The organism is Bradyrhizobium sp. CCGUVB14 (assembly GCF_024199935.1).
In the GTDB taxonomy this organism is placed as follows: Bacteria; Pseudomonadota; Alphaproteobacteria; order Rhizobiales; family Xanthobacteraceae; genus Bradyrhizobium.
The window spans coordinates 4,800,464-4,826,612 of record NZ_JANADS010000001.1; the positions used below are offsets into that span (position 1 = coordinate 4,800,464).

The window sequence follows — 26,149 nt, forward strand, 5'->3', positions numbered from 1 at the left end:
GTCCAGAGGATCAAGCTGCCTTGCGTCCCTTGATCGCGGTGACGAAGGCATGAACGGTGATCTCACCGGTCGCGCTCGCCGGCAGTCGCGCCTGCAATCGGCGCTGCAGTTCCGCGCTCTCTGTCTCCGACAGCCTTCCCAATACGCCGGCCGGGCTGCTGACGACCATCGATAGCCAGTAGTCATCGAAATTCGCAAACGTTCGTTCGACGACCAATTCGCGGGTTTCGACATCGCGCAGACCGAGCTCTGCCCAAAGCGCCTTCAGCGCTTCGAAACGTGATATGTCTGCACTCGGCGGGCGCATCGCCGGCTTGCCAAGTCCGTCCATTTCTTCCCACAGGGGCTGAGTGGGTGAGCCGCCGCGCACGATGTCCCAGGTATAGGACGCAACCATCCCGCCCGGCTTGGTGACGCGGACCATTTCCGAGGCGCCCTTGCGGGCGTCGGGCACGAAGAACAGCGCCAGCGCCATCACCGCGACGTCGAAACGGTCGCGGACGTAGGGAAGCGCCATCGCATCGCCAATCGAAAACTCGACCAGCTTTGCCGATATTTTTTGGCGCGCAGTCGTGATTTGTCCGTCGGAGGGATCGATCGCGCAAACGGATGAGGGAGCAGACTTCGCAAGAAGGAGCTCAGTGAACGCGCCGTTGCCCGCACCGACATCCACCCAGGCCAGCCCGGAGCGTGGCGCCAGCCAGTCGAGGAACAGAGTCCCGGCCGATCGGCTCCACGGCGCCATGAAGCGCTCGTAAGCTGCGCCGTCGGTGAATTTGATCGGTTCGGGTGACGACATCTCGGCCTCCCCAAAAAAATAACTTGTTTGAAATTGCATTCGGCCGAAGAGGCCGCTCCATGCACCGTAGCATGGAGCCGAACCACGCGCGATGCGCCGCCGCAAACTCTGCTAGCCCGGATATGTCCGATGGAAATGCATCCGGCATCTATCAAACGTTACGCTTGAACAGTTACACTCCCTGCATTCAAGGGGCGAGGTTGGGGCATGCGGCGGCGCGAATTCATTGCAGCATTGCGCTACGAGCTCGTCGTCAATTTGAAGACGGCCAAGGCGCCTGGCGTTGAGATGCGCCGGTGCTGCTCGCGCGCGCCGATCGCGTGATCGAATAGTCGGCTGCCTGATCGCACGGCCCACGCGGCTCGATGGATCGTCCCATTCGCGCGCGACGGCGCGGTTCTGGTTGCACGCCATGGAGGCAGCGAGGTAGGGTAGAAGAGGAGCTCGATCAAAACGAGCCGATGGGGAGAAAATGCATCATGGACTTACGCAATGTAATTTGCGCGACGTGCGTGGTTTGCTTTGCCGCAACTGGCTCGGCGATCGCCGGAACCAATGACATGCTGATCGGCCTTGACAGCAAGGTCACCTTTGGTGCCGACGGCCAAGTGAACGTCGCGCCGGCAACCGACGCTGTGCTGGTTGTCGACATTTCTGAGCCGGCCAAGCCCAGGATTCGCGCCAACCTGCCACTGACCAATTCGCTTTTGGGGCCACCGACCAATCTGCAGATCACGCCGGACGGCAAGCTCGGCCTTGTCGCGAATTCCGTGACTAACGTTCAGGACGGCAACGCCTGGAAAGCAGTCCCGGATAACAAATTGTACGTGATCGACCTCACCGCGGAGCCGCCGAAGTTGATCGATACGGTCACCGTCGGGCGACAGCCGTCCGGCCTGTCGATCTCGAAGAAGGGCGACCTCGCACTGATTGCCAATCGTGATGGCAAGAGTGTTTCTGTTGTCTCTATCCAGGGTTCGACGGTCAAGGCGATTGCCGAAGTGCCTGTAGAGCAGCAGGCCGCGGCGGTTGCTATCACACCGGACGGCAAGCGCGCCTTCGTTTGCCTGAATCTTGTGAACAAGATCGGTGTGCTGTCCATCGATGGCGACAAGGTCACCTACGACAAGTCGCTGGACATTCCGTCGGCAATCAACCCCTACAACATCGACATCACGCCGGATGGCAAATACGCCATCGCCTCAAATACCGGTGCAGGGAAGAACAACGTCGACGCAGAGGTGATCATCGAAGCGACAGGTCCGCATCCTCACGTGGTCGACGTCATGAGCCCCGGCATTGGACCAGAAGGCTTTGCCATCGCGCCAGATGGAAAGACAGCGGCGGCGCCGCTGCTGCTCGGCACCTCCGCCAAGGATAGCGACTGGTTCAAGACCAAGACCGGCGAGTTGGCTCTGATGTCGATCGGGGAGGGAGGCAAGCTGACGGTCATCTCTCGCGCGCCGCTTGGTGGCCTGCCGGAGGGCGTCGTCTATAGTCCGAGCAGCGATTATCTCTATGTGGGCAATTACATTGACCAGGATTTGCAGGTGTTCGCGCTCGCCGGAGGCAAGCTGACCGAAGTTGCGCCAAAGCTGAAATTGCCGGGGCAACCGGCCTCGATGCGCGGGCCTGTGCGGTAGTAGGGCGTTCTCCGGAATCGTCGGCGGACGCTAGCTCTTCTTGTCGAACTGTGCGGTCGCAGAACAGCGGTCCGCTCGTGATTCCCGAACCCTTCACCAACGGGCATCGCGATCACATCGTCGCCCAGTGCGCCCGCTTTCACGTGCCCGCCTTGAATTCGGTGCTGGGCGCCGTCGATGGCGGGGCGCTGATATCCTACACATTCGTCTGGGATGAATTGGTCAGCGCATCCGTCGACTATATTGATCGCATTCTGAAAGGCGCTTCGCCGCACGATCTGCCGATCCAGGCACCGCGCCGCTACGAACTGGTCATTATTTGAAGACGGCCAAGGCGCTTGGTTTCGATGTGCCGCCCGTGCTGCTCGCGCGCGCCGATGGAAAATCGCGCGGTTGTGAAACGTGATCGAGCGCCTCGCAATGTGCCAGCCGTCACATCCGCCGCAAATCTGGAGGAAATCTCCAGAATAATCACGCGCGTCTCAAGCAACGCTCCAAGATTGTCTTGATGGCGGCTGCTACGGATCGAGAGGAGGGGCTAGATCGATCGAAGGAATATTTGGATGTCTATTACCTCGGTTTTTTCCCCGGTTACGGGGCAGCTCACGATTTTCGGCGACAGCGCCAATAACGGCCTCGTGATAGGCCGCGACAAGTCCGGACGCATCCTGATCAATAACGGGCACGTGAAGACGGTCGGTGGCGATCCCACCGTGGCCAACACGAACGCGATTGATGTCTTCGGTCAAGGCGGTGACGACACGATCACCGTCGACGAAAGCCACGGTGCGATGCCGGCGGTGAACATTTTCGGCGGCGACGGCAATGACAGGATCACCGGCGGCTCGGGAAACGATCTGCTGTTCGGGCAGGCCGGCAACGACGTGATCAAAGGCGGCGGCGGCAACGATCTCTTGTTCGGTGGCGCGGGCAGCGACACGCTCGACGGTGGCAGCGGCAACAACCAGCTGTTCGGCGAGGCCGGCGACGACCTCATGATCTGGAATCCCGGCGGCGGCAGCAACGTCTTCGAGGGCGGCGACGGCAACGACACGGCGCAGATCAACGGAAGCAATGCGTCCGAGACATTTACGATCACCGCGAACGGCACCCGCGTGCGGTTCGACGGGACGGGCACCGCGCCATTTTCGCTCGACATCGGCACGACCGAGAATCTCGTGCTGCACGCCGGCGGTGGCGACGACGTCATCACGGCCGGAAACGGGCTCGCCAGCCTGATCTCGCTGACACTCGATGGCGGCGCCGGCAACGACACGATCACCGGCGGCGACGGCAACGATCTCCTGATCGGCGGTTCCGGCAATGACATCGTCAACGGCGGCCGCGGCAACGACGTCGCCCAACTCGGGAGCGGTGACGACACCTTCATCTGGAATCCCGGCGACGGCAGCGACACCGTGGAAGGCGGATCGGGCAACGACAAGCTCGTGTTCAACGGCGCCAACATCAACGAGAACATCAACATCACGGCCAATGGCGGCAGGGTGCGCTTCACCCGCGATGTCGCCAACATCACGATGGACCTCAACAGCATCGAGGAGATCGAGTTCGATGCGCGCGGCGGCGCCGACAACGTCACCGTCGGCGATCTCACCGGAACCGGCGTGAAGCAGGTGCTGGTCGATCTCGGAGCCGTTCCCGGCGGCACGCAAGGCGACGGCGCGGCTGACACCGTGACCGTCAACGGCACCAACGGCAATCAGCACATCCAGGTCACGGCCGTCGGCACCACGGTCACGGTGACGGGCCTGCCGGAGATCGTGACCATCGCCAATGCGGAGGCTGCCAACGACCGGCTGGTGATCCAGGCGCTCGGCGGCAACGACGTCATCGATGCGTCGATGCTCGCTGCGGTGATCGGGCTGGCCATTGACGGCGGCGCAGGGAATGACACCATCACCGGCAGCCAGGGCAACGACACCCTGATCGGCGGCGACGGCAACGACAAGGTCACCGGCGGCCGCGGCAACGATTTGGCTCTGCTCGGTGCGGGCGACGACATCTTCACGTGGAATCCCGGTGACGGCAGCGACGTCGTCGAAGGCGGCACGGGAACGGATACGCTGGTGTTCAACGGCTCCAACGTGGCCGAGAACATGTCGATCTCGGCGAATGGAAGCCGCGCGCTGCTCACCCGCGATGTCGGCAATGTCGTCATGGATATCAACGGCGTCGAGCACGTGCAGATCGCTGCTGCCGGCGGTGCCGACAACATCACGGTCAACGATCTCACCGGCACCGACGTCACCCAGGTCGCGATCGACCTCGGCGCCAGCCCCGGCAGTCAGAGCGGCGACGGCGCGGCGGACCGCGTGACGGTGAACGGCAGCGCCGGCGACGACACCATCAAGGTCGTCGCCTCGGGCGGCTCGATCGACGTCAACGGCCTGGCCGCGCAGGTCACGATCGCGCATGCCGACGCCGGCGACGTGCTCGCCGTTAACGGCGGAGGTGGCAACGATGTCATCGACGCCTCCACGATCAAGGCCGGACAGCTCCTCAGCCTCAACATCAACGGCGGCGACGGCAACGACACCATCACCGGCAGCGCCGGCAATGACGTCGTGAACGGCGGCCGCGGCAACGACGTCGCCAATCTCGGCGCCGGTGACGACACCTTCGTCTGGAATCCCGGCGACGGCAGCGACACCGTCGAAGGCGGCAAGGGCACCGATACGCTGTTGTTCAACGGCGCCAATGTCAGCGAGAACATCAACATCTCGGCCAATGGCGGCAGGGTGCTGTTCACCCGCGATGTCGCCAACATCGCGATGGACGTGAACAACATCGAGCATATCGACTTCAATGCGCTGGGCGGCGCCGACAACATCACGGTCAATGATCTCTCCGGCACCGGCGTGAACCAGGTCAATCTCGACCTCGGCGCCAATGACGGCGCCGCCGATACCGTGACCATCAACGGAACCAGTGGCGCCGACGTCATCACGGTGACCGAGCACGACGGCATCATCACGGTGTCCGGGCTTGGCCAGGACATCAACATCACCGATGCCGGTGCGGGCGACAGGCTCGTCATCAACGGCCTCGACGGCGACGATGTCATCACCGCCACCGGCCTGCACGGCGGCATCCAGCTCGTCGCCAATGGCGGCAACGGCGATGACGTCCTGATCGGCGGCTCCGGAAACGATACGCTGACCGGTGGCGCGGGTGACGATGTGCTGATCGGCGGCCCCGGCCAGGACGTCCTCGATGGCGGCACCGGCAACAACGTCCTGATCCAGGACGGTGGGGCGATGGCGGCCGCGATGCTGCTCAACCAGGCCATGGCGGCGAGCTTCGTTCCCGCAGGCGACGGCCATGGCGTGATGCCGCTGGCCGATCCGCACATGGCGCAGACCCAGACGCTCGCTCCGCCGCAGCACGCCTGACGCTCCGGCCTGGAGAACGCCCATGACGACGCACGTGGTCTCGACCGATACGGGGCTCGACGCGCTCCTGACCTTGCTTCACCTGCAAGGCGTGGCGGCCGACCGCGATCAGCTCAGGCACCGGCAAGGTGCGGTCCATTTTGGCGCAGCGGACATCATCCGCTGCGCCAAATCCCTCGGCTTGAAAGCGCGAACCCATCGAACGCAGTGGAGCCGCCTGTCGGACACTCCGCTCCCGGCGATCGCGATGCTGCGTGACGGCAGCTTCATGGTCATCGCAAAAGCCTCCGCCGACAAGGTGCTGGTGCAGTCGCCGACGACGCAGCGGCCCGTGTTCATGGAGCGCGACGAGTTTGCTGTGATCTGGGGCGGCGGATTGATCCTGATGACCCGGCGTGCAGGGTTATCCGACCTCGGACGCCGTTTCGACATCACCTGGTTCATCGGCGCCATCGGCAAGTACCGGCGGCTGCTGGGGGAGGTGGTGGCGGCCTCGTTCTTCCTCCAGCTGTTTGCGCTGGTGTCGCCGCTGTTCTTCCAGGTCGTGATCGACAAGGTGCTGGTGCACCGCTCGCTGTCGACGCTCGACGTGCTCGTCGTCGGCCTCGTGGTCGTCTCGCTGTTCGACACCATGCTCGGAATCCTGCGCAACTATCTGTTCTCGCACACGACCAACCGCATCGACGTCGAGCTGGGCGCGCGCCTGTTCAATCATCTGCTGGCGTTGCCGATGGCCTGGTTTCAGGCGAGGCGCGTCGGCGATTCCGTGGCGCGGGTCCGCGAGCTCGAGAACATCCGGAATTTCATCACCTCATCGTCGCTGACGCTGCTCATCGACCTGGTCTTCACCTCGGTGTTCCTGGCGGTGATGTTCGCCTATTCGCCGCTGATGACCTGCATCGTGCTCGGATCGTTCCCGTTCTACATCGCGATCTCAGCGGTCGCGACGCCGCTGTTCCGCCGCCGGCTGGAGGAGAAATTCCGCCGCGGCGCCGAGAACCAGGCGTTTCTGGTCGAGAGCGTCTCTGGCATCGAGACGCTGAAGGCGATGGCGGTCGAGCCGCAGATGCAGCGCCGCTGGGAAGAGCAACTCGCAGGCTACGTCTCGGCGAGCTTTGGTGTCACCAGCCTCGGCAACACCGCAAGCCAGCTCGTGCAGTTCGTCAGCAAGGTCGTCACCGCTGGCATCCTCTATGTCGGCGCGCGGCTGGTGATCGGCGATGCGCTGACCGTCGGCGAGCTCGTGGCCTTCAACATCTTCGCGGGCCGCGTCTCGGCGCCGGTGCTGCGGCTGGCGCAGGTCTGGCAGGATTTCCATCAGGCGCGGCTCTCGATCGCGCGGCTCGGCGACATCCTCAACAGTGCCGCGGAGCCGGCTTACTCCGCGGGCCGCGCCGGGCTGCCGGCGCTCCAGGGCAACATTCGCTTCGAGCACGTCGCGTTTCGCTACCGGCTCGATGGGCCGGAAATCCTGCATGATGTCTCCTTCGATATTCCGGCCGGCCAGACCGTCGGCATCGTCGGCTCGTCGGGGTCCGGCAAGAGCACCTTCGCAAAGCTGGTGCAGCGGCTCTATTTGCCGCAGGGCGGCCGCGTGCTGATCGACGGCATGGACCTGGTGATGACCGACCCGGCCTGGCTGCGGCGACAGATCGGCGTGGTGCTGCAGGAGAACATGCTGTTCAACCGCTCGGTGCGGGACAACATCGCGCTCGCCGATCCGACTTTGCCGATGGACCGGATCATCGAGGCGGCAAGGCTTGCCGGCGCGCATGATTTCATTCTTGAGCTTCCCGAAGGCTACGACACGGTGGTCGGCGAGCGCGGCTCGACACTCTCGGGCGGCCAGCGTCAGCGCATCGCGATCGCCCGCGCGCTGGTGACCAATCCGCGCATCCTGATCTTCGACGAAGCCACCAGCGCGCTGGACTACGAAAGCGAGCGGATCGTCCACGACAACATGAAAGACATCGCGAAGGGCCGCACCGTCCTGATCATCGCGCATCGTCTCTCCACCGTCCGCGGCGCCGATCGCATCTTCACGCTGGAGCGCGGCCGTCTGGTCGAGGACGGCACGCATGATGCCTTGATCAGGAGCGGCGGCCGCTATGCCAACCTGCACCGGCTTCAGGGAGGACTCTATGAGGTCGGCTAGCACCGCACCGGCCCGAAAGCCGGAGCAGACTGTCGTTCCGTTCCGGACTACGAAGAACCGGAGCGCCGCGGAAACCGCGTTCCTGCCCGCGGCGCTGGAGATCACGGAAACCCCGCCGTCGCCGATCGGCCGCGCCATCGCGTTCGCGCTGATGGCCCTGGTTTGCGTGGCGCTGGCTTGGTCGGCCTGGGGCACGATCGACATCGTGGCGTCCGCGACCGGCAAGGTGGTGTCGAGCGGCCGCAGCAAGGTGGTGCAGCCCTTCGAGACCGGCGTGGTACGCGCCATCCATGTGCAGGACGGGCAGGCGGTCAAGTCCGGCGACGTGTTGATCGAGCTCGATCCGACCGTCAATGCCGCGGAGCGCGACCATCTGCATGACGATCTCATGGCCGAACGGCTCAACAGCGCGCGCCTGCGCGCGGCGCTTGCCGCCGGCGAAGATGGTCCCGCCAATCTGGTCCCGCCCGCCGATACCGATCCCTTGCTTGTCGCGACGCAGCAGCAACTTCTCGCCAGCCAGGTTGGCGAGCACCGCGCCAAGCTCGCGGCGCTTGCCGGCCAGGAGGCGCAGAAGAACGCCGAGCAGCAGACGATCGCGGCGACGATCCACAAGCTCGGTGCCTTGCTCCCGGTGACCGAGCAGCGCGTCGATATCCGCAGGACGCTGATGGAGAAGGAGATCGGCTCGAAGCTGACCTATTACGAGACGCTCCAGCTCCAGATCGAGCAGCAGGAGGAGCTCGGGGTCCAGCGCAGCCATCTGAAGGAAGCCGAGTCCGCCGTCGCCGCGATCAGGGAGACCCGCATCCAGGCGGTGGCCGAGTATCGCAAGAGCCTGTCCGACGAGCTCGCTAAGAGCGAGCAGAAAGCCAACGGCCTCGCGCGCGATCTGATCAAGGCGCAGCAGCGGACGCAGCTTCAGCGACTGACGTCACCGGTGGACGGCGTCGTGCAGCAGCTGGCGGTCCACACCGTCGGCGGCGTGGTCACGCCGGCGCAGTCGCTGCTCGTGATCGTGCCGTCGGATACCCGGCTCGAGATCGAGGCGATGATCTCCAACCGCGACATCGGCTTCGTCGAGCCCGGGCAGGGCGCCGCAATCAAGATCGACACGTTCAATTTCACCCGCTACGGCCTGCTGCAAGGCCGCGTCGAGAGCGTCTCGCAGGACGCCATCATTCGCGACCGTCCGCCGGAGCGTGGCGACCGCGCGCCCGGCGCGCAGCACGATAGCAGCGAGCCCACCGGGCAGGAGCTGAGCTACAGCGCACGTATTTCGCTCGACCGCACGCAAATGCAGGTGGACGACCGCCTCGTCAGCCTCACGCCGGGCATGGCGGTCACGGTGGAGATCAGGACCGGCTCGCGCACCATTCTGAGCTATCTGCTGTCGCCGCTGCAGCGCTACCGGCACGACATCATGCGGGAGCGCTAGGGTGCGCGCCTCACTTCCTGGTAAACCGGATCGTTCCATCCCAATCGTCCGGAGGTGGTTCGAGCAGGAAGCCGACCACGCGGTCGAGGTAGATTCCGGCCAGCACATCGTCCGGACGGGCGCGGGCAAACGCCTCCAGCGCCTCGAACGCACGCATCCAATCCCGGCTGGCGTAAGCCTCGTAAACGCGGTGCCAATCGCGAACGATGTCGGTCATATCAGCCGTTGCAAGGCAATCCTCCGGACCCTCGAGGGCGCCAAGAAGCTCGAAGAGGTCGAGTGACCTCTTCGCGCCCTTCGGCTGGATCCTGTCGACGCGACGAAACAGAAACGCGTCCGAGCAGAGGTCCGCGATCTCTGCGCTCGCCAGGATTTCGGTGCCGTAATATTTGTTGAGGCCTTCGATCCGGGAGGCGACATTCACGGTATCGCCGATGGCGGTGTAGTCGATCCGGTCGGTCGAGCCGACATTGCCCAAGATCGCTTCGCCGCCGTGGAGCCCGAAACGGGTGTGCCACGGCGTAAGGCCGTCTGCCTTCCAGCGTTCTCCAAGGCGGTGGGCCGCCGCCCGGCACTTGAGCGCCGTACGACAGGCCACGTGTTCGTGCCGCGCAACCGGCAGCGGCGCATTCCAGAAGGAGAAGATGGCGTCGCCAATGAACTTGTCGACGGTCCCTTGCTCGCTGATGACCACGGAGGCGAGTTCCTCGAAATATGTCGACAGATTCACCATCAGATCCTTGGCGGGCGTGACACCGGCCATCGACGTGAAATCCTGGACATCCGTGAACATGATGCTGACGTTGCGGGTCTCGCCGCCGACCGCGACAACCGTCTCGCTTTGCAGGATGTCCCTCACGAGCGCCTTCGGGACGAACTTCGTCACTTCGCGGAGCGTGCTCTTCATCCCGGACATCGACCTGATCAGCACATCGAGTTCCCGGACACGCGAGCCGAAGCCGATCGGATCGTCCAGCTTGAATGCCCGGATCAGATCCGCCTCGCCGGCGAGCTTCATGACGGGCCGCGAGATCGAATGCGCGAGGTAGGCGATCGCCGGCAGCGACAACACGAAGATGAGCAGGGCAGGCGGGATGCTCCGCGCTGCGGCATCGGCCAACGTGCCCATGAAATCCGAAAGTGGCGCCGCATAGAGCACGAAGAACGCGCCGCCGTCCCTTGCGACCTGGCGAACGACCGTTGCGAGAAAGTCCGCGCCTGCGGCATGGAAGCGGACCAGGGAAAACGGACCGTTCTGCTCGAATAGTCGTACGGCTTCCTGAATCACGGGATCGGAAAGTTCGCTGACGGTCGCGACCTGCATCGCGTCGCCTCCATTGATGCCGGATGGCTTGAACATCTGGCTGGGATCGGAGTGGGCCAGAAGCCGCTTCTGCTCGTCGAAGGCCACAAAGCGATGGCTGTCATTGAGGCGGACGGACCGCACATAGGCCATTAATCGGTCGATAGTGATGTCGACGCCGACGGCGCCGCCCTCGAAGGCCTTGGCGAGAGTCATTCCCGCCTGCGATGTGGTGGCGAAAATGTAGGGCACGTTCCGGACGATATTCTGCGGCTGCGCCCTCGCATCGCGATACCATGGGCGAAGGCGCGGATCATAATCGGCGGCAATGTTGCGCGTGCCGACCTGACGCCGGCCGGCATCGAGAAATCGCCAGGTCTCGGTGCGCACCCCGGCTTCATCGTGGTTGATCTCCTGTATCGCGAACCGGGTCGTCGGAGGCGCGCTCAAGGCCGAGACAAAGGAGCTTTCAGCCTCCGAGATGGACAGGATCTGAAAATAGTCCCCATTTTCGTAGCCGACGTAAGTTGAGGAAATCTGGGGACTGAGCGCCAGGCTCGTCAGGATCAGCGGCTCGATTGAAGCTTTCAGCCCCGCGATCTGCCGGACCGCGGGCGCGTCGCTGAGCTGGGCCGCGATCAGGAACGCGGGAGCAAAGAAGCCCAGCCGCCGTTCGTTGATCCGATCGATCGTCGTCTTGAAGCTGTCCGAGGCTGCCCTGATCGCTGCTCTGCGGGTCTCGAGGTAGTTAGTGACCGTCAGCGCGGTTCCGAGCAGGAACGCCGCGAGTACGAAAAGCGTGAGCACGGTCACGAATATCGGGATGCGTGGCGTACGATCTGCTGCATGCATGGCTGCGGACCCTCACGAGCCGCGTTACGTGGACAGGTCGATGATGCGCTTGGACAGATAGTCCACCCAGTATCGAAGGAAGGGGTCGGCCTCATCGAGCTTCTGCTTGAGCCTGCTCTCGCTGACTGCCAGCAGGTCGCATCCGTTTTTGGTATAAGCCGATGCGGCGCGTTGTGCGCCCGCCATCAAGGCGTGCACGCCAAACATCTGGCCCGGCTGGAGCTCGGTCACGAGGCGCTGCTGGTCGGTGCCGAACCGGAGATAGATCGTGACGTCGCCCCGAAGCAGGATGTAGGCGATCGTTCCGATTTCACCCTCGACGAAGATCGTCGCGCCCGCAGGACAGGTTCTTCGGCCGAGACCCTCCCGGATCGAAACAATCGGGGCATCCGTGCTTCCAGGTTCGATGATCATCGCGGACCAGGTGCTTCTGCCAGGCTTTGAGGCTCTCGAACGACGCAACGGAAGCCGACATGGCTCGTCGAGGTGTCGATCGGTTCGGCGTGACGCGCGGCCGGACGGTAGCGCCGGCAATAGTTCGGTGCGCACAGATGCGAGCCGCCCTTCAAGACCTTTCGTGGAATCCGGATCGATGGCTGGCAGGGATCGTAGCTCTCTTCCTCACGGGGCCCGCGCGGGTTCTTTGGAATGCAACACGCCTTGGCCGGATTGGCCGTATGGCACGCGATGTACCAATCGCTGGTCCACTCCCAGACGTTTCCGATCATGTCGTGAATGCCATACCCGTTCGGAGGGAAGGCGGTGACCGGCGAAGTCCGGGAAAAGCCGTCCTCGCAGAGATCTTGAACCGGGAATTTTCCTTGCCAGGTGTTGGCGCGGTGTTTGCCGCCTGGAGCGAAGTCGTCGCCCCACGCATATTCCGCGCTATCGAGCCCGCCGCGTGCGGCAAATTCCCACTCGGCTTCCGTAGGCAGGTCCTTCCCGGCCCATCGCGCGTAGGCGAGGGCATCGGCATAGGCGACATGCACCACCGGATGGTCATCGAGATCGTCGATATTGCTCTCTGGTCCGTAGGGATGACGCCAGTCGGCGCTCCTCATGAAGCTCCACCATTGGCTCCAGTGCTTTGGATCGACGGCGCGTCCGGGCGGTGTAAAGACCAGCGAACCGGCATAAAGCATCTGCGGTTGAGCGCCGGGATAGTCTTTCGGGTCCGGTGGGATTTGCGCGGTCGTGACATAACCGGTCGCCGTGACGAACGCCCTGAACTGCCGGTTCGTCACCGGCGTAACATCGATCCGAAACGGATCGACGGTGACGCGATGGGCTGGAGCCTCCTCGGTATAATGCCGGTCCGATCCCATGCTGAACGTACCGCCCGGGACGAGGATCATGTCCTTGAGGTCAGACATCAGCATGAGCTCGCCCTTCCATCTCGCATGTCGGGGAGGCATCCGGGCAGGGCGCGCGACCGCGACCGCTGCCCGGGCTCGATCGTCTATTCGCCGTGCTTGTCCAGCTTCTTCATGGCTTCATCGACGGCCTTCTTCATGCTGAAGGTGTCTGCTCCCTGGCTTGGCGGGAACGCAGCCATGCTCTCCAGATGAGCCTGAACGAAAGGCCCCGCCGCGGTCGGCGCCCAGAGTTTCTGGGCAAAGAATTTGCGGCCGGCATAGCCCCATTCGTGAGACTCGGGATCCATCTTTTCCATCGGATCCATTCGCAAATTGAACACGTAGGGAATGCTTGGATAAGACTTCTCGTTGAACCAGCTGCCGTCCTTCTTGACGCCAAAAGCGATCTTCCAGTCGTCGACGCGCAGCGCCATCAGATCGGTTTCGTCGTAATAGAAGAACTCGCGACGGGCCGACTTCCTGGATTTGCCGGTCCACAGCGCCGTATTGTCGTAGCCGTCGAGATGAACCTTGTACTGGGTTTGGCCGATTTGGGTGCCCGCGAGCAGCTTGTCCTTGAGCCCCGTCTGGCCGGCCGCTGTCGCAAGGGTGAGGAAGAGATCCTCATGCGCCTGCACTTCGTTTGAGACCTGGCCGGGCGGAATCTGTCCCGGCCAGCGCACCATGCAGGGAACGCGAACGCCACCTTCCCATGTGGTTCCTTTCTCGCCCCTGAACGGCGCGTAGCCGCCATCGGGCCAGTACAACAGCTCGTTGCCGTTGTCGGTGGTGTAGACAACGATGGTGTTGTTGGCGACGCCGAGATCGTCGAGCTTCTTCAACAGCACGCCGACATGCTCGTCATGCTCGATCATGCGCGCACGCACCACGTCTTCCTCGGCGCGCCCCTCGTCCACGGCCATCTGGATATATTTGGGATTCGGGTGCGACCAGACGTGAATGGCCGTCGAGTTGAACCAGGCGAAGAACGGCTTGTCGCCTTTGCCGTTCGTGTCCAGCCATTTCAGGGTCTCGTCGAGCACTTCCTTGTCGATCGTTTCCATCCGCTTCCGCGTCAGGGGGCCGGTGTCCTCGAACTTCTGTTTGCCGACGCGCCCGAATTTCGGGTCGGTGGTTGGATCGTCGACGTCGGTCGCCCAGGCGCGCAACACGCCACGCGGTCCGTATTTCTGCTTGTAGGCCGGATTTTTCTGGCCGGGATAGTCGAGCTCCTCCGGCTCTTCCTCGGCATTCAAATGATAGAGATTACCGAACCAGTAGTCGAAGCCGTGCATGGTCGGCAGGAACTCGTTGCGATCGCCGAGGTGGTTCTTGCCGAATTGCGCGGTCGCGTAGCCGAGCGGCTTCAGGACTTCCGCCAGGGTGGGGTCGGTCTTCTGGATGCCGCGGGTCGAGCCGGGAATGCCGACCGTCGTCATGCCGGTCCGGATCGGCATCTGCCCCATCAGGAATGCGGCGCGGCCGGCGGTGCAGCTGGGTTGTCCATAATGATCGGTGAAGATGATGCCTTCCTTGCCGACGCGGTCGATGTTCGGCGTCCAGCCCATGAGCCCGTTATTGTAGGTACTGAGGTTCCACATTCCGATGTCGTCGCCAAAAATGACGAGGATGTTCGGCCGCCGTCCGCTGGCTGCCGGTGGGCTCTGCTGCGCCTGAGCCGTCGGGATCGCAGCTCCCGAACCTGCTGCCGAAACGGCAGCGATGGCGGTCCCGGCGAGCAGGATCTTTCGCCGGCTCATGAAGGGCTGGTCCGGCTTGCCGTCCGCAGTCTGACCGCGCGTCTCGATGGGATCTTCCTTGATCTCGCTCATCACTGGCTCCTGGGTGGTTGGGGACGCCTTCTTGATTGACCTGAATGTCCTGTTCAGCCGCTCCCGGGGCTGTCGCCGAGCGCCGCACGCGCGGACGACGAAACGTAGCTGTCGCCGGCAAGAACGGCGTCGATCGCGTCGGCCAACTCGTCGCCGGCGTCCGACTTCACGACGTAGCCGCGAGCGCCATCGGCGAGCGATCGCCTGATGATCGCCGGCTCATCCAGAACGGTCACGAAGACGATCGGAAGCTTCGGATGTGTCGCCAGGACTCGCCGCGCCGCTATCAGTCCGTTGACGCCCGGCATCGCGATGTCGGTGATGATCAGATCTGGCCTCTGGAGGCTCGCGGCCTCGATCAGCGTCTGCCCGTCGGAAACGACGTCGACGTGGTAGCGAGAGTCGAGCAGCGCTTGCAGGTGCTGAGCCATCTCGGGGTGGTCCTCAGCCAAGATGACACGTATTTGACTCATGTCCGTCTCGGCGGCTTGTCATAGGCTACGATGCGCGCAAGACCTACGCGCTCGGCCGGGAGGACGCATCGGGGAAAGCTGAAGGATCGGGTGTGGAAATCACGGGGGCGGTCGGCCCGGAATTCCCGGTCGCGTCACTCGGGAATAAGCCCCTGCTTGACGGCAAATTTGACCAGATCGGCGGTGCTTTTCGCGCCGAGCGCCGCGAGCAACTGGCTCTTGTGATCTTCCACGGTTCTCACCGAAATGTTGAGCTGGGCAGCGATCTCCTTCATGCGCTTGCCCTGCGCGATCAATCGCAGCAATTCCAGCTGCCGTGGGGAGAGCGAGGGCCGGTCGTCCCCGCGCGTGCGTGACATCGTCTGCAGCACGTCCCGGGTGATGTGCGGCGTCAGATAGATGCGCTCCGCCATGACCGCGCGGATCGCGTCGATCAATTCTTCGCCCGCGGCGGCCTTGAGAAGATAGCCGCATGCGCCTTCGCGGATCGCCTGCGTTGCGAGTTGCGGGTCGGCGTGAACCGTCAGGAAAATGAAGCGCGCCTTCGATCCTCCGGTCTTGAGCTGACGCAGGGCGTCCAGCCCGCTCATGACGGGCATCGTGACGTCGGACACGACGATGTCGGGCTTCAACCGCTGGACGGCTTCCACGAGTTGCTTGCCGTCGGCAACCTGCGCAACGAGGTCGGCGACTTCGCCGACCAGTCGGCCCAGTCCTTCCGCGACCATCACATGGTCGTCTGCGAGTACCACGCGCGGTCTCACTGGGAGCCTCCGGCGGGAATAGAGGTGGTGGCGATGGTGCCTGCGTTCGGCGCCGAAATGATCTCGAACGTGCCGCCCAGCATCCTGACGCGCTCGCGCATGCTCAGAAGCCCGAGACCGCAATGGCCGCCGTCCGTACTCGCGTCGAAGCCATCGCCGTCGTCGACGATCTTCATCACGATCTGCCCTTGCTCGCGTGCCACCGAGATATTTGCGCGCCGGGCATGGGCATGCTTGGCAATGTTCCGCAGCGCTTCCTGCGCAACACGGTACAGGCACAGTTTGACGTCGTCCGCGACCTCGGCGACGCCGTCTGCGACGTCGAGGTCGATCGACGTGTTCGAGTTCCGGGCGATTTCCTCGCAGCGCTCGCGCAATGCTTCCGGCAATCCGGCATGTTCGAGCACGCCCTGGTGCAAGCCGTGTGAAAGCTCGCGCATGTCTTCCGCCAGATCGACGGTCAGCCGCTGAAGTCGGGACAGCTCGTTCTTGGTCAAATCCTGCGAGACCGGAAGGTGACGTCTCAGGCTGCTCAATCCGATCGACAGCGAAGCGATGCGCTGGCCGACGTCGTCATGCAGTTCGCGCGCGATCCGACGGCGCTCTTCGTCCTGCGCATTGATCAGTCGTCCGGCGAGGTACCGTAGCTGCTCATAGCTGGTTCGCAGCGCGCTCTCCTTGGCGCGGTTGTCCCGCTCCGCCGCCCAGCGGCGCGAGCGCTGTGCGATCAGTGCGGTTATCAGGATCGATTGGAGAACGACGAGGGATCCCGCACCGATGATGTAGCGACGGTAAAGTTCCCAGACGCCGGGCTGCTTGAAGAGAACCACGGAGTCAGGCGGAAGATTGCTTTCACTCAGTCCCCACCGCAGCATGGCCTGGTGGTCGACCCGGTAGGCCGCTTCAGAGCTGGTTCGTGGCGGAATCGAAGCCGGGTCCTTGCCCCCGAGAATTTCCAGCGCGATGTCGCCCGCAGTGCGTCCCATCGCGTCGTAGTTTTCGCTGAACCCGCCAACGAAGCCTCTTACCGGATAGGGATACGGCGCATAAACCGGTGCCGGCGAAGATTTGGCGACCTGGGCCGTGACCTCGGACGGCATGACGGCCGTTCCGCCGCCGTCGCGAAACATCGACAGCATAATGACGATCGCGTCGTTGGGGATCTCGGCGACCTTGGCGATGAGCTCATCATAGCGCAGGTCGAACAGATAGGTTGTTTCGAGCTTGCGGTCGCGCGCTTCGATGATCCTTCGGGCGATGACTTGCCATCGGCGATCGACAAGGCCGCTTCCCGCAATGATGAAGAGGCGCTGCGCCTCCGGTTGGAGGCGCTCGGCCAAATCGATGGTCCTGGTCAGATTTCCGTCGAGGTCGACCATGTGGCCGGTCACGTCGGGCGGTGGCTTTGCCGCTTCGTAGCCCTGCCTCGAGACACCGAGAAAGACAACGGGAACGTGGGGCGCGAAATCGTCCCGGTGCTGGATCACGAAGGGGAGGGCGTCGCCGCCGATGACGACCACGATGTCGGGTCGTCTCTGCGCATATCTGTCCCGGAGGAAGTGGGCCATGAGGGATTCGTGGCCCGGTTCGGAAAAGCGAGCGAGATCGAGATACTCGGCGTTGAGCTCGATCTTCTCGCGCGAACCTTCCAGCAGGCGACTGCGTGCTCCGTCCGACGCCATGGACGTCGCTGGAAACGTGTAATTGTACGAATGCAGGATCAGGATGCGCTTTGCCGTCTCGCTGGCGTAGCTGGGTGATCCGAAAAACAGCAGGCTGAAAAGGAGCAGCAAGCCGCACAGAAGGCTCGTCCCTCTGAGATGCCTTGTTGAGGTTCGCAGACGGGAAACGCCGAAGACTCTTGCGCGGTACATCGAGAAAACCTTGGCTTTCGTCGATGGGAACAAACTATCGTTTACCGGCCGCGCTGAGATGTGCAGTTTGTGCCACCGGCCCAATTATCGGCGGGGCTGGACAGGCTTTGTGGCCTTTGCCTGACCGCGGCTGCCGGCCAAGGGCGCGGGGTCGGGTGCGAATACCGATTATTGAAGTTTAATAAGTTATTTCAACGTCTTACGTTGTCCGAGTAGCGCATTTTCGGCCAGCGCCCCGCTACTGTGCATGGGGTTGTTTTCAGGTTTTCGCCTACCCGGCCGCCTCGTCGAACTGCGCGCTCGCCTCGAGCCACTGTTCCTCCGCGCGCGCCAGCGCATCGGCCGCATTGGCGCGGGCCTTCGAGAGCTGCGCGGCCTGCTTGGGATCGCGCGTGAAGATGTCTGGCAGCGCGAGCGCCGTATCGATCTTGGTGATGATCTCGGTGACCCGCGCAATCTCGCTCTCGGCCTCCGCGATGCGCTTCTTCAGCGAGCCGCGATTGTCCGATTTCGGGCGCTGCGGCTTCTCGCTGGGCGCGCTGCGCTCGCGCGGGGCAGGCTCGGCGTTGCGCGAGGACAGCACCAGGCGGCGATACTCGTCGAGGTCGCCGTCGTAATTGGTCACGGTGCGGTCGGCGACGATCCAGAGCTGGTCGGCGCAGGCCTCGATCAGATAGCGGTCGTGCGAGACCATGATGATCGCGCCGGGAAACTCGTTGATGGCTTCGGCGAGCGCTGCACGGCTGTCGATGTCGAGATGGTTGGTCGGCTCGTCCAGGATGATCATGTTGGGGCCGTAGAACGTCGCGAGCCCCAGCAGCAGCCGCGCCTTCTCGCCGCCCGACAGTTTGCCGGCCTTGGTGTCGGCCGCCTTGCCGGAGAAGCCGATCGCACCGGCGCGGGCGCGCACCTTCGCCTCGGGCGCCTCGCTACCCATCAGCTTGCGGACGTGGTCGTAGGTCGAGGCGTCCTCGTTCAGCTCGTCGAGCTGATGCTGCGCGAAATAGGCGATCGACAGCTTGTCGGCGTGCGTCACCTTGCCGGAGAAGGGGGCGAGACGTGCGGCGAGCAGCTTGACGAGCGTCGACTTGCCGTTGCCGTTGGCGCCCAGCAGCGCGATGCGGTCGTCGTTGTCGATGCGCAGCGTCACGCGGCTCAGCACCGGCGTGGCCGGATCGTAGCCGACCGAAACGTTGTCGACGGCGATGATCGGCGGCGACAGGATTTTCTCCGGTGCCGGGAAGGTGATCTCGCGCACGTCCTCCGTCACCAGGGCCGTGATCGGCTTCAGCCGCTCCAGCATTTTGACGCGGGATTGGGCCTGGCGCGCTTTCGAGGCCTTGGCCTTGAAGCGATCGACGAAGGCTTGCAGGCGGGCACGCTCGGCCTCCTGGCGCTTGACCGCCTTGGCATCGAGCAGCTCGCGCGCGGCGCGCTGCTCCTCGAAGGAGGAGTAGGTGCCCTTGTAGAGCGTGAGCTTGCCGCGCTCCAGATGCAGGATCTGGTCGACCGAGCTCTCCAGCAGGTCGCGGTCATGGCTGATGACGATCACGGTGCGCGGATAATGCGCGAGGTGATCCTCCAGCCACAGCGTGCCTTCGAGGTCGAGATAGTTGGTGGGCTCGTCGAGCAGCAGCAGGTCCGGGGCCGCGAACAGGGTCGCGGCCAGCGCCACGCGCATGCGCCAGCCGCCGGAGAATTCGGCGCAGGGACGCAGCTGGTCGGCGGCGGAAAAGCCGAGGCCGGACAGGATCGCAGCGGCGCGGCTCGGGGCGGAGTGCGCGTCGATGTCGACGAGCCGGGTCTGGATCTCGGCGATCCGGTGCGGATCGGTGGCGCTCTCGGCTTCGTGAAGCAGCGCGTCGCGCTCGAGGTCGGCCTTGAGCACGACCGAGATCAGGCTTTCGGGGCCGTTCGGCGCTTCCTGGGCCAGGCTGCCGACCCGCCACCGCGGCGGCAGGGTCACCGAGCCGTGCTCGGCGGCCAGCTCGCCGCGGATCACCTTGAAAAGCGTCGATTTGCCGGTGCCGTTGCGCCCGACCATGCCGACGCGCGAGCCGGGCGTGATCTGCACGGAGCTACTGTCGATCAGAAGGCGTCCGGCGAGGCGGATGGAGAGATCGGTGATGGAGAGCATGCGGCCTTGTCACCGCAGGCGGGATCAAACGCAACCCGATTTTTTCGTCAGTGCGACTCGCGTTCGCGCTTCCTCAACTCGTCCATCAGCTGCTCGAGATGTGTCGGGAGCCGGGGGTCGGGACGAAGGCTTTGCTGAAGCCGCTCGCCTACGGCATCGCAAATCGAGCGGCTGGTGCGCCGATCGATCTGTTCGCTCTCATTGGCAAAAAGGCCAGCCATCTCGGGGTTCCGTGTGTTCGAAGTAACGACACGGTACCAAGTCATTGGCCCCCAAAATGGTTTCGCCGGTTGTTGGGGACGTCAGCCATTCTAGTAAAAATTGTATGAATTCGCCGTATCTGCCCAAAGACAAGGCCCCGGCGGGGGGAACGCCGGGGCCTCTCTTGGAAGGTACCGCAGGGGGGAACGGCACCTCAGGAAGGTTCTGTCGGGCTCAGTAGCAGCGGTTGATCAGCCGCCAGCGGGGTCCCCAGGGGGTCGGGACCAGCCGGCGCACATAGCAGCCGCCATAACCGTAGGAGACGGGAGCGGCGTAGAAGCGCGGTCCGCCCCAGCCCCAGCCGCCGTGATGCCAGCCGCCACCGCCGTGCCAGCCCCAGCCGCCGCCATGCCAGTGAGCGGAGGCGGAGGTGGGAGCCAGCGCGGCACCCAGCACGACCGCGGCGACTGCAGCGAGCGAAAGTTTCCTCAACATGATGATCTCCTCAAAACTGCCGGCGCGGGGCTATCGCGTCGATGGAAAGGCCGCCGAAACGATCCGCCTCGGGAGGAGGCTTTGGTTTCGATGGACCTGACATTAGGCCAGCGAGGCTGAACCAAACCCTCATGGGGCCTTCAGATTGGGTTCATCTGCGTGAAATCGTTGTAATCCATGTTGGAATTCGGCTCAGCCTCTCGGCCTGGCCCTGCGGCGAAGCGCCCGTGGGCTGTTCCGGCGGTCGCTTGCCGGATCGCGAAGGCGCCGATATAAGCCCCCGCAACTCCAAACCACCCTTTTTCTCTTCAAGGACAAGATCATGGCCATCGAACGCACTTTCTCGATCATCAAGCCCGACGCGACCGCGCGTAACCTGACCGGCGCCGTGAACGCCGTGATCGAGAAGGCGGGCCTGCGGATCGTCGCGCAGAAGCGCATCCGCATGACCAAGGAACAGGCCGAGACGTTCTACGCCGTCCACAAGGCCCGTCCGTTCTTCGGCGAACTGGTCGAGTTCATGACCTCGGGCCCGGTCGTGGTCCAGGTGCTGGAAGCCGAGGGTGCGATCGCCAAGTACCGCGACGCCATGGGCGCGACCGACCCGTCCAAGGCGGCCGACGGCACCATCCGCAAGCTCTATGCAAAGTCGATCGGCGAGAACTCCGCCCACGGCTCGGACGCCCCGGAGACCGCCGCGATCGAGATCGCGCAGTTCTTCTCGGGCAACGAGATCGTCGGCTGAGCTTTCAGCCGATAAGTTAAGTCGACGGGGCGAAAGGACTTATTGTGAACTGGCTCTGGCAGATCTTCGATCCCGCCACGATCGGGGCATTCTTCACCCAGTTCCGCAATGAGATGGCCGAACCGACCTTTTGGATTGCGGTCGGCAAGATCATCTGGATCAACATCCTTTTGTCTGGCGACAATGCGCTGGTGATCGCGCTTGCCTGCCGCGGCCTGAAGCCGCGGCACCGGCTGTGGGGCATGGTGCTCGGTGCAGGCGCCGCGGTGCTGCTGCGGATCATCTTCACCGGCATCGTCGCCAGCCTGATGGAGCTGCCGTACCTCAAGCTGGTCGGCGGCCTCGCACTGATCGTGATCGCGGCAAAGCTGCTGGTGCCGGAAAACGAGGACGAGGACGGCGTCGAGTCGGCCTCGCATCTGTGGCAGGCGGTGCAGATCGTCGTCGTCGCCGACATCGTCATGAGCCTCGACAATGTCATCGCGGTCGCGGCCGCCGCCAATGGCAGCGTGCCGCTTTTGGTGCTCGGCCTTGCCATCAGCGTGCCCTTGATCGTCGCGGGCGCGGCGCTGATCATGGCATTGCTGTCGAAGCTGCCGATCCTGGTCTGGGCCGGTGCGGCGCTGCTCGGCTGGATCGCGGGCGAGGTGATCGCGACCGATCCGGGCATCGCGCCGAAGCTGCATTCGCTCTCCGAGGGTCCGTTCGGCACCGCGCTGGACCAGATGCTCGGCACTCTGCACATCCCGCCGCAATTCGCCCATGGCGGCGGTGGCGCCGAATATCTCTGCGCTTTGCTCGGCGTTGTCGTCGTGCTGCTGGTCGGCGCGATCTGGCGCCGGCGCCGACTGAGCCATGCTGCGCTCGAGGCCTCCGAGCACCACGCCAAGGCGTCGGCGGAGTAGTTTCTAACGCCGGACGATCGACCCCGAACGTCCGATCAGCCGGGCGAGCTGCTTGAAGCGGCTGCCGACGCGGTCGGCGACGAGGTCGCCGAGCCTGTGCTCGAACACCAGCATCAGATTGCGCGCTTGGCTGCGGAAATGCGTGGCGGGCAGGACGCCCGGGCGCGCTGCTGAGATCAGATGCGCGACACGGAACGCTGCCCCAAGGAGCCGGGCGCGTTCGAGCTGCGCCGGTGTCAGCAATTCCTGCATGGTCAGCGGCGGCTGGTTCTCTTCGCTGAGGCCCGCATAGCGATAGAACACCGACAGGCCGACAAAGGCGCGCTCGCGGTGATCAATCGCGCCGAAATTGGCGTTGACCACGAGGCTCAACGTCTGCTCGCCCCGATGGTCGGGATGGACGCGCCAGCCGATGTCGGACAGTAGACAAGCGGTGTGGCGGAGGCGGCGGTCTTCCTCGGTCTCGCGCAGCTTCACCACGCGTGCGAGGCGATCGGTCCAGGCAATCAACTCGCGGGCGTGCTTGGCCGAGCGTGACAAGAGCTGGTTCAGCTCTTCGGCGGCACAGATCAGGCCGTCCTTGTTGCGCTCGGAGTCCGGCAGCTTCTCGTGCAGCAGGCCCTCGCGCACGCCGAAGGTCGAGAACACGATGGTCTTCGGCTTCGCGACCCGGATGATGTGCTCGAGCACCAGTGCTGCGTAGGTGAGGAGAGGGCGCCGCGCATCCGCGACGACCTCGATGTCGGCAAGCATGTTGGTGGCAGCAAGCCGCCGGAGGCGACGTGAGAAATCGAGCGCCTCAGCGGCGGGAATCGAATAGCCGTGCATCACCTGGAGCGGATAGCCGCTCTGGATGATGTGGATGCGCGCGAGCGCACGCCAGGTGCCGCCGACGGCATAGAAGGTGCGGCCGCGACCCGCGGCGAGCTGCGGAACTTCGTCGATCGCCTCGCGCACGATGCGGTCGGCGCGCTTGAGCGATTTGTGGGCGAGGTCCTGCAGCGCGAGGCCGCCGAGCGGCAGTGTCACGCCGCTGCGTACGCTGTTCCCGCGTACGTCGATCAGTTCGAGCGAGCCGCCGCCGAGATCGCCGACGATGCCGTCGGGACGATGGATGCCCGAGATTACGCCGAGCGCCGACAGTTTTGCTTCGCGCGGTCCCGACAGGATCTCGATTTTAACGGCGCAGATGCGCTCGGCTTTCGCGATGAAGTCCGGGCCGTTGGAAGCGTCGCGGCAGGCCGCGGTCGCAATCGCGAACACGCGGCCGACCTGCATCACGCGGCACAACGCCCGAAAACGTTTCAGCGAGGTCAGCGCCTTGTCGACGGCATCCGGCGCGAGCAGACCCGTGCTCTGCACCTCACGCCCGAGGCCGCACAGCGTCTTCTCGTTGAAGATCGGAATCAGGCTGCGTGTCAGTCCCTCGTAGACGACGAGACGAACCGAGTTGGAGCCGATGTCGATGACCGCGACGCTAGCGCCACGCTTGCGCGGCCGTTTCACGGCAAAGATCTCCGGTCAGGACTGATGGCGTTCGTTTCGGCGCGTGAGACGGCGCGGCGAGGATTCCTTGAGCGACTTTCCACGGCCAGACAGACTCGGATTTGTCATGAAGTAGTTGTGCACGTTGAAGGGCTCCTCGCCCTTCGCGGCCTTCATACGCGTTGAGGACCCGTCCGGCAACAATTGCCAGCTCTGCTCATTGTCCTTCAGATTCGCGACCATGATCTGTTCGAGAACCTGCTGATGCACCGTGGGATTTTGCAGCGGACACAGCACCTCGACGCGGCGGTCGAGGTTGCGCGGCATCATATCGGCCGACGAGATATACACAGCCGCTTTCGCGCTCGGCAGGCCCTGGCCCATGCCGAAGCAGTAGATTCGACCATGTTCCAGGAACCGTCCGATGATCGACTTGACGCGGATGTTCTCCGAAAGGCCGGGAATGCCGGGCCGCAGGCAGCAGATCCCGCGCACCACGAGCTCGACCTGCACGCCGGCCTGTGAGGCCTCATAGAGCGCGTCGATGATATCGGGGTCGACCAGCGCATTCATCTTCATCCAGACCGCGCCGGGCTTGCCGTGACGTGCGTGCTCGGTCTCGCCCTGGATGTGCTCGATGATGCGCTTGCGCAGCGTCAGCGGCGACACCGCCATCTTCTCCAGATCGCTCGGCGCGGCGTAGCCCGTGATGAAGTTGAACACGCGCGCGGCGTCGCGGCCGATGGTCGGTTCCGACGTGAAGTAGGAGAGGTCCGTATAAATACGCGCGGTGACCGGGTGATAATTGCCGGTGCCGGTATGGACGTAAGTGGTGAGGCTGCCGCCCTCGCGGCGCACCACCATGGAAAGCTTTGCGTGCGTCTTCAATTCGAGGAAGCCGTAGACCACCTGCACGCCGGCGCGTTCCAGGTCGCGCGCCCAGCGGATGTTGGCCTCTTCGTCGAAGCGCGCCTTCAACTCGATCAGCGCGGTGACGGATTTGCCGGCCTCGGCCGCTTCGGCCAGCGCGCGCACGATCGGCGAGTTGTTGGAGGTGCGGTAGAGCGTCTGCTTGATCGCGACGACGTCGGGATCGCGCGCGGCCTGTTGCAGGAACTGCACCACCACGTCGAAGGATTCATAGGGGTGATGGACCACGAGGTCCTTCTGCCGGATCGCGGCAAAGATGTCGCCGCCATGCTCGCGGACGCGCTCGGGATGGCGCGGCACGTAAGGGGTGAATTCGAGGTCGGGCCGGTCGAGCCGCGTCAGTTGCGAAAGCTCGTTCATGGCAAGCACGCCGTCGACCAGGAACACCTCGTCGTCGGCCGCCGAGAGCGCGTGCTGCACGAAGCTGCGCAACTGCTCCGGCATCTTGGCGTCGATCTCGAGCCGGATCACCGATCCGCGGCGGCGGCGCTTCAGCGCGGTCTCGAACAGGCGGACGAGGTCTTCGGCCTCTTCCTCGATTTCGAGCTCGGAGTCGCGGATGATGCGGAAGGCGCCCTGGCCGTGGAGATTGTAGCCGGGGAACAGGCGATTGATGAAAAGGCCGGTCACCTGCTCCAGCGAGATCAGGCGTACGACCTTGTTCTCCTTGCCGTCGCCCGGAAGACGGATGAAGCGGTCGATCTTGCCGGGCATGCGGATCAGCGCGTTCATCTGCTTGCCGTCGATGGCGCGCGTGAGCTGCAGCGCGATGGTGAAGCCGAGGCTCGGTATGAACGGGAAGGGGTGGGCTGGATCGATCGCCAGCGGCGTCAGCAGCGGGAACACGTTGTTGAGGAAATAGTCCTCGAGCCAGGTCCGCTCCGCCTTGCTGACGTCCTTGCCATCGACCAGCACGATGCCGACGCCGGCGAGCGTGCCGCGCAAATCGGCCCAGATCGCCTGCTGGTCGGAGGCGAGCTGCGAGACGGTTCGGTTGATCAGCGCAAGCTGCTCGGACGGCGTCAGGCCGTCGGGGGCGCGCTCGGCGATGCCCTCGCGCACCTGCGCCTTGATGCCGGCGACGCGGACCATGAAGAACTCGTCGAGGTTATTTGCGGAAATCGACAGGAATCGTACCCGCTCCAGCACGGGATGGCTGGCGTTGACCGATTCCTCCAGGACGCGGCGGTTGAAATGCAGCCAGGAGAGTTCGCGGTTGATGAATCGCTCAGGGCTCGAGGCGATCGCCGGCAGGCCCTCGGCTTCCGTAGCTTTCTCTTTTATTTCAATAGTTTGCGCGGAATCCATGAGAAGTCGGTCCATCCAGTTCGCCCCAATTTGCGACTTATG

Annotated in this window: 19 protein-coding genes; 7 read left to right on the forward strand and 12 right to left on the reverse strand. The window is 63.9% G+C overall.

What is annotated here, in order from left to right; translation table 11 throughout:
- Positions 1 to 10: 10 nt before the first annotated feature.
- The gene (locus NLM32_RS22155; protein ID WP_254131004.1) at positions 11 to 904 is read right to left on the reverse strand and encodes a class I SAM-dependent methyltransferase; all 894 of its coding nucleotides are present in this window, start codon (positions 902 to 904) and stop codon (positions 11 to 13) included.
- Between the two features lie 455 nt (positions 905 to 1,359).
- On the opposite strand from NLM32_RS22155, the gene NLM32_RS22160 reads away from it, so the two are divergent.
- The 5 genes from NLM32_RS22160 (at position 1,360) to NLM32_RS22180 (ending at position 9,448) form a co-directional block, all read left to right on the forward strand.
- The gene (locus NLM32_RS22160; protein ID WP_254131005.1) at positions 1,360 to 2,442 is read left to right on the forward strand and encodes a YncE family protein; all 1,083 of its coding nucleotides are present in this window, start codon (positions 1,360 to 1,362) and stop codon (positions 2,440 to 2,442) included.
- Positions 2,443 to 2,519: 77 nt separating this feature from the next.
- Positions 2,520 to 2,765: a hypothetical protein gene (locus tag NLM32_RS22165; protein WP_254131006.1), complete on the forward strand. Its 246-nt coding sequence runs from the start codon at positions 2,520 to 2,522 to the stop codon at positions 2,763 to 2,765.
- Positions 2,766 to 3,005: 240 nt separating this feature from the next.
- Positions 3,006 to 5,855: a calcium-binding protein gene (locus NLM32_RS22170; RefSeq protein ID WP_254131007.1), complete on the forward strand. Its 2,850-nt coding sequence runs from the start codon at positions 3,006 to 3,008 to the stop codon at positions 5,853 to 5,855.
- 22 nt (positions 5,856 to 5,877) lie between these two features.
- Complete coding sequence (locus NLM32_RS22175; RefSeq protein ID WP_254131008.1) at positions 5,878 to 8,010, forward strand: type I secretion system permease/ATPase; 2,133 nt, start codon at positions 5,878 to 5,880, stop codon at positions 8,008 to 8,010.
- On the forward strand, positions 7,997 to 9,448 hold the full coding sequence (locus NLM32_RS22180) for an HlyD family type I secretion periplasmic adaptor subunit (protein WP_254131009.1): 1,452 nt from the start codon (positions 7,997 to 7,999) through the stop codon (positions 9,446 to 9,448). The genes NLM32_RS22175 and NLM32_RS22180 overlap by 14 nt, the downstream gene beginning before the upstream one ends.
- Before the next feature lie 10 nt (positions 9,449 to 9,458).
- Here the strand turns inward: NLM32_RS22180 and NLM32_RS22185 are convergent, their stop codons facing one another.
- The 9 genes from NLM32_RS22185 to NLM32_RS22225 form a co-directional block, all read right to left on the reverse strand.
- Positions 9,459 to 11,603 (reverse strand): adenylate/guanylate cyclase domain-containing protein, encoded by a 2,145-nt coding sequence (locus NLM32_RS22185; protein WP_254131010.1) that lies wholly within the window; start codon positions 11,601 to 11,603, stop codon positions 9,459 to 9,461.
- A 24-nt stretch (positions 11,604 to 11,627) separates the two neighbouring features.
- Entirely contained in the window at positions 11,628 to 12,017 is a 390-nt protein-coding gene (locus NLM32_RS22190; protein WP_254131011.1) for a cyclic nucleotide-binding domain-containing protein, read from the reverse strand.
- Positions 12,014 to 12,976, reverse strand: a complete 963-nt coding sequence (locus NLM32_RS22195; RefSeq protein WP_254131012.1) for a formylglycine-generating enzyme family protein — start codon at positions 12,974 to 12,976, stop codon at positions 12,014 to 12,016. Before NLM32_RS22195 ends, NLM32_RS22190 begins: the two co-directional genes overlap by 4 nt.
- An 86-nt stretch (positions 12,977 to 13,062) precedes the next feature.
- On the reverse strand, positions 13,063 to 14,718 hold the full coding sequence (locus NLM32_RS22200) for an arylsulfatase (RefSeq protein ID WP_375143648.1): 1,656 nt from the start codon (positions 14,716 to 14,718) through the stop codon (positions 13,063 to 13,065).
- Positions 14,719 to 14,843: 125 nt separating this feature from the next.
- On the reverse strand, positions 14,844 to 15,263 hold the full coding sequence (locus NLM32_RS22205) for a response regulator transcription factor (RefSeq protein WP_254131014.1): 420 nt from the start codon (positions 15,261 to 15,263) through the stop codon (positions 14,844 to 14,846).
- A gap of 134 nt (positions 15,264 to 15,397) precedes the next feature.
- Complete coding sequence (locus NLM32_RS46135) at positions 15,398 to 16,015, reverse strand: response regulator transcription factor (RefSeq protein ID WP_254131015.1); 618 nt, start codon at positions 16,013 to 16,015, stop codon at positions 15,398 to 15,400.
- Positions 16,016 to 16,023: 8 nt separating this feature from the next.
- Positions 16,024 to 17,709 carry an ABC transporter substrate binding protein gene (locus tag NLM32_RS22215; RefSeq protein WP_254131016.1) on the reverse strand — a complete coding sequence of 562 codons (1,686 nt, stop codon included), beginning with the start codon at positions 17,707 to 17,709 and terminating at the stop codon, positions 16,024 to 16,026.
- A 463-nt stretch (positions 17,710 to 18,172) separates the two neighbouring features.
- Entirely contained in the window at positions 18,173 to 20,038 is a 1,866-nt protein-coding gene (locus NLM32_RS22220; RefSeq protein WP_254131017.1) for an ABC-F family ATP-binding cassette domain-containing protein, read from the reverse strand.
- 435 nt (positions 20,039 to 20,473) lie between these two features.
- Positions 20,474 to 20,734, reverse strand: coding sequence for a sulfur globule protein precursor (locus NLM32_RS22225; RefSeq protein ID WP_254131018.1), 261 nt, complete (start codon positions 20,732 to 20,734; stop codon positions 20,474 to 20,476).
- 322 nt (positions 20,735 to 21,056) lie between these two features.
- On the opposite strand from NLM32_RS22225, the gene ndk reads away from it, so the two are divergent.
- Entirely contained in the window at positions 21,057 to 21,479 is a 423-nt protein-coding gene (gene ndk, locus NLM32_RS22230) for a nucleoside-diphosphate kinase (RefSeq protein ID WP_027535388.1), read from the forward strand.
- A gap of 44 nt (positions 21,480 to 21,523) precedes the next feature.
- Positions 21,524 to 22,384, forward strand: coding sequence for a TerC family protein (locus tag NLM32_RS22235; RefSeq protein WP_254131019.1), 861 nt, complete (start codon positions 21,524 to 21,526; stop codon positions 22,382 to 22,384).
- 3 nt (positions 22,385 to 22,387) lie between these two features.
- On the opposite strand, the gene ppx is transcribed toward NLM32_RS22235, so the two are convergent.
- Positions 22,388 to 23,890, reverse strand: a complete 1,503-nt coding sequence (ppx, locus tag NLM32_RS22240; protein ID WP_254131020.1) for an exopolyphosphatase — start codon at positions 23,888 to 23,890, stop codon at positions 22,388 to 22,390.
- A 15-nt stretch (positions 23,891 to 23,905) separates the two neighbouring features.
- The gene (locus NLM32_RS22245; protein WP_254135391.1) at positions 23,906 to 26,107 is read right to left on the reverse strand and encodes an RNA degradosome polyphosphate kinase; all 2,202 of its coding nucleotides are present in this window, start codon (positions 26,105 to 26,107) and stop codon (positions 23,906 to 23,908) included.
- Positions 26,108 to 26,149: the final 42 nt, after the last annotated feature.

What these genes read in the sequence shown, in the direction of transcription:
- NLM32_RS22160 (WP_254131005.1), top strand. Translation starts at nt 1,360, where the DNA reads ATGCTGATCGGCCTTGACAGCAAGGTCACCTTTGGTGCCGACGGCCAA.
- NLM32_RS22170 (WP_254131007.1), top strand. Translation starts at nt 3,006, where the DNA reads ATGTCTATTACCTCGGTTTTTTCCCCGGTTACGGGGCAGCTCACGATT.
- NLM32_RS22175 (WP_254131008.1), top strand. Translation starts at nt 5,878, where the DNA reads ATGACGACGCACGTGGTCTCGACCGATACGGGGCTCGACGCGCTCCTG.
- NLM32_RS22180 (WP_254131009.1), top strand. Translation starts at nt 7,997, where the DNA reads ATGAGGTCGGCTAGCACCGCACCGGCCCGAAAGCCGGAGCAGACTGTC.
- NLM32_RS22185 (WP_254131010.1), bottom strand. Translation starts at nt 11,603, where the DNA reads ATGCATGCAGCAGATCGTACGCCACGCATCCCGATATTCGTGACCGTG.
- NLM32_RS22190 (WP_254131011.1), bottom strand. Translation starts at nt 12,017, where the DNA reads ATGATCATCGAACCTGGAAGCACGGATGCCCCGATTGTTTCGATCCGG.
- NLM32_RS22195 (WP_254131012.1), bottom strand. Translation starts at nt 12,976, where the DNA reads ATGTCTGACCTCAAGGACATGATCCTCGTCCCGGGCGGTACGTTCAGC.
- NLM32_RS22200 (WP_375143648.1), bottom strand. Translation starts at nt 14,718, where the DNA reads ATGAGCCGGCGAAAGATCCTGCTCGCCGGGACCGCCATCGCTGCCGTT.
- NLM32_RS22205 (WP_254131014.1), bottom strand. Translation starts at nt 15,263, where the DNA reads ATGAGTCAAATACGTGTCATCTTGGCTGAGGACCACCCCGAGATGGCT.
- NLM32_RS22215 (WP_254131016.1), bottom strand. Translation starts at nt 17,709, where the DNA reads ATGGCGTCGGACGGAGCACGCAGTCGCCTGCTGGAAGGTTCGCGCGAG.
- NLM32_RS22220 (WP_254131017.1), bottom strand. Translation starts at nt 20,038, where the DNA reads ATGCTCTCCATCACCGATCTCTCCATCCGCCTCGCCGGACGCCTTCTG.
- NLM32_RS22225 (WP_254131018.1), bottom strand. Translation starts at nt 20,734, where the DNA reads ATGTTGAGGAAACTTTCGCTCGCTGCAGTCGCCGCGGTCGTGCTGGGT.
- ndk (WP_027535388.1), top strand. Translation starts at nt 21,057, where the DNA reads ATGGCCATCGAACGCACTTTCTCGATCATCAAGCCCGACGCGACCGCG.
- NLM32_RS22245 (WP_254135391.1), bottom strand. Translation starts at nt 26,107, where the DNA reads ATGGATTCCGCGCAAACTATTGAAATAAAAGAGAAAGCTACGGAAGCC.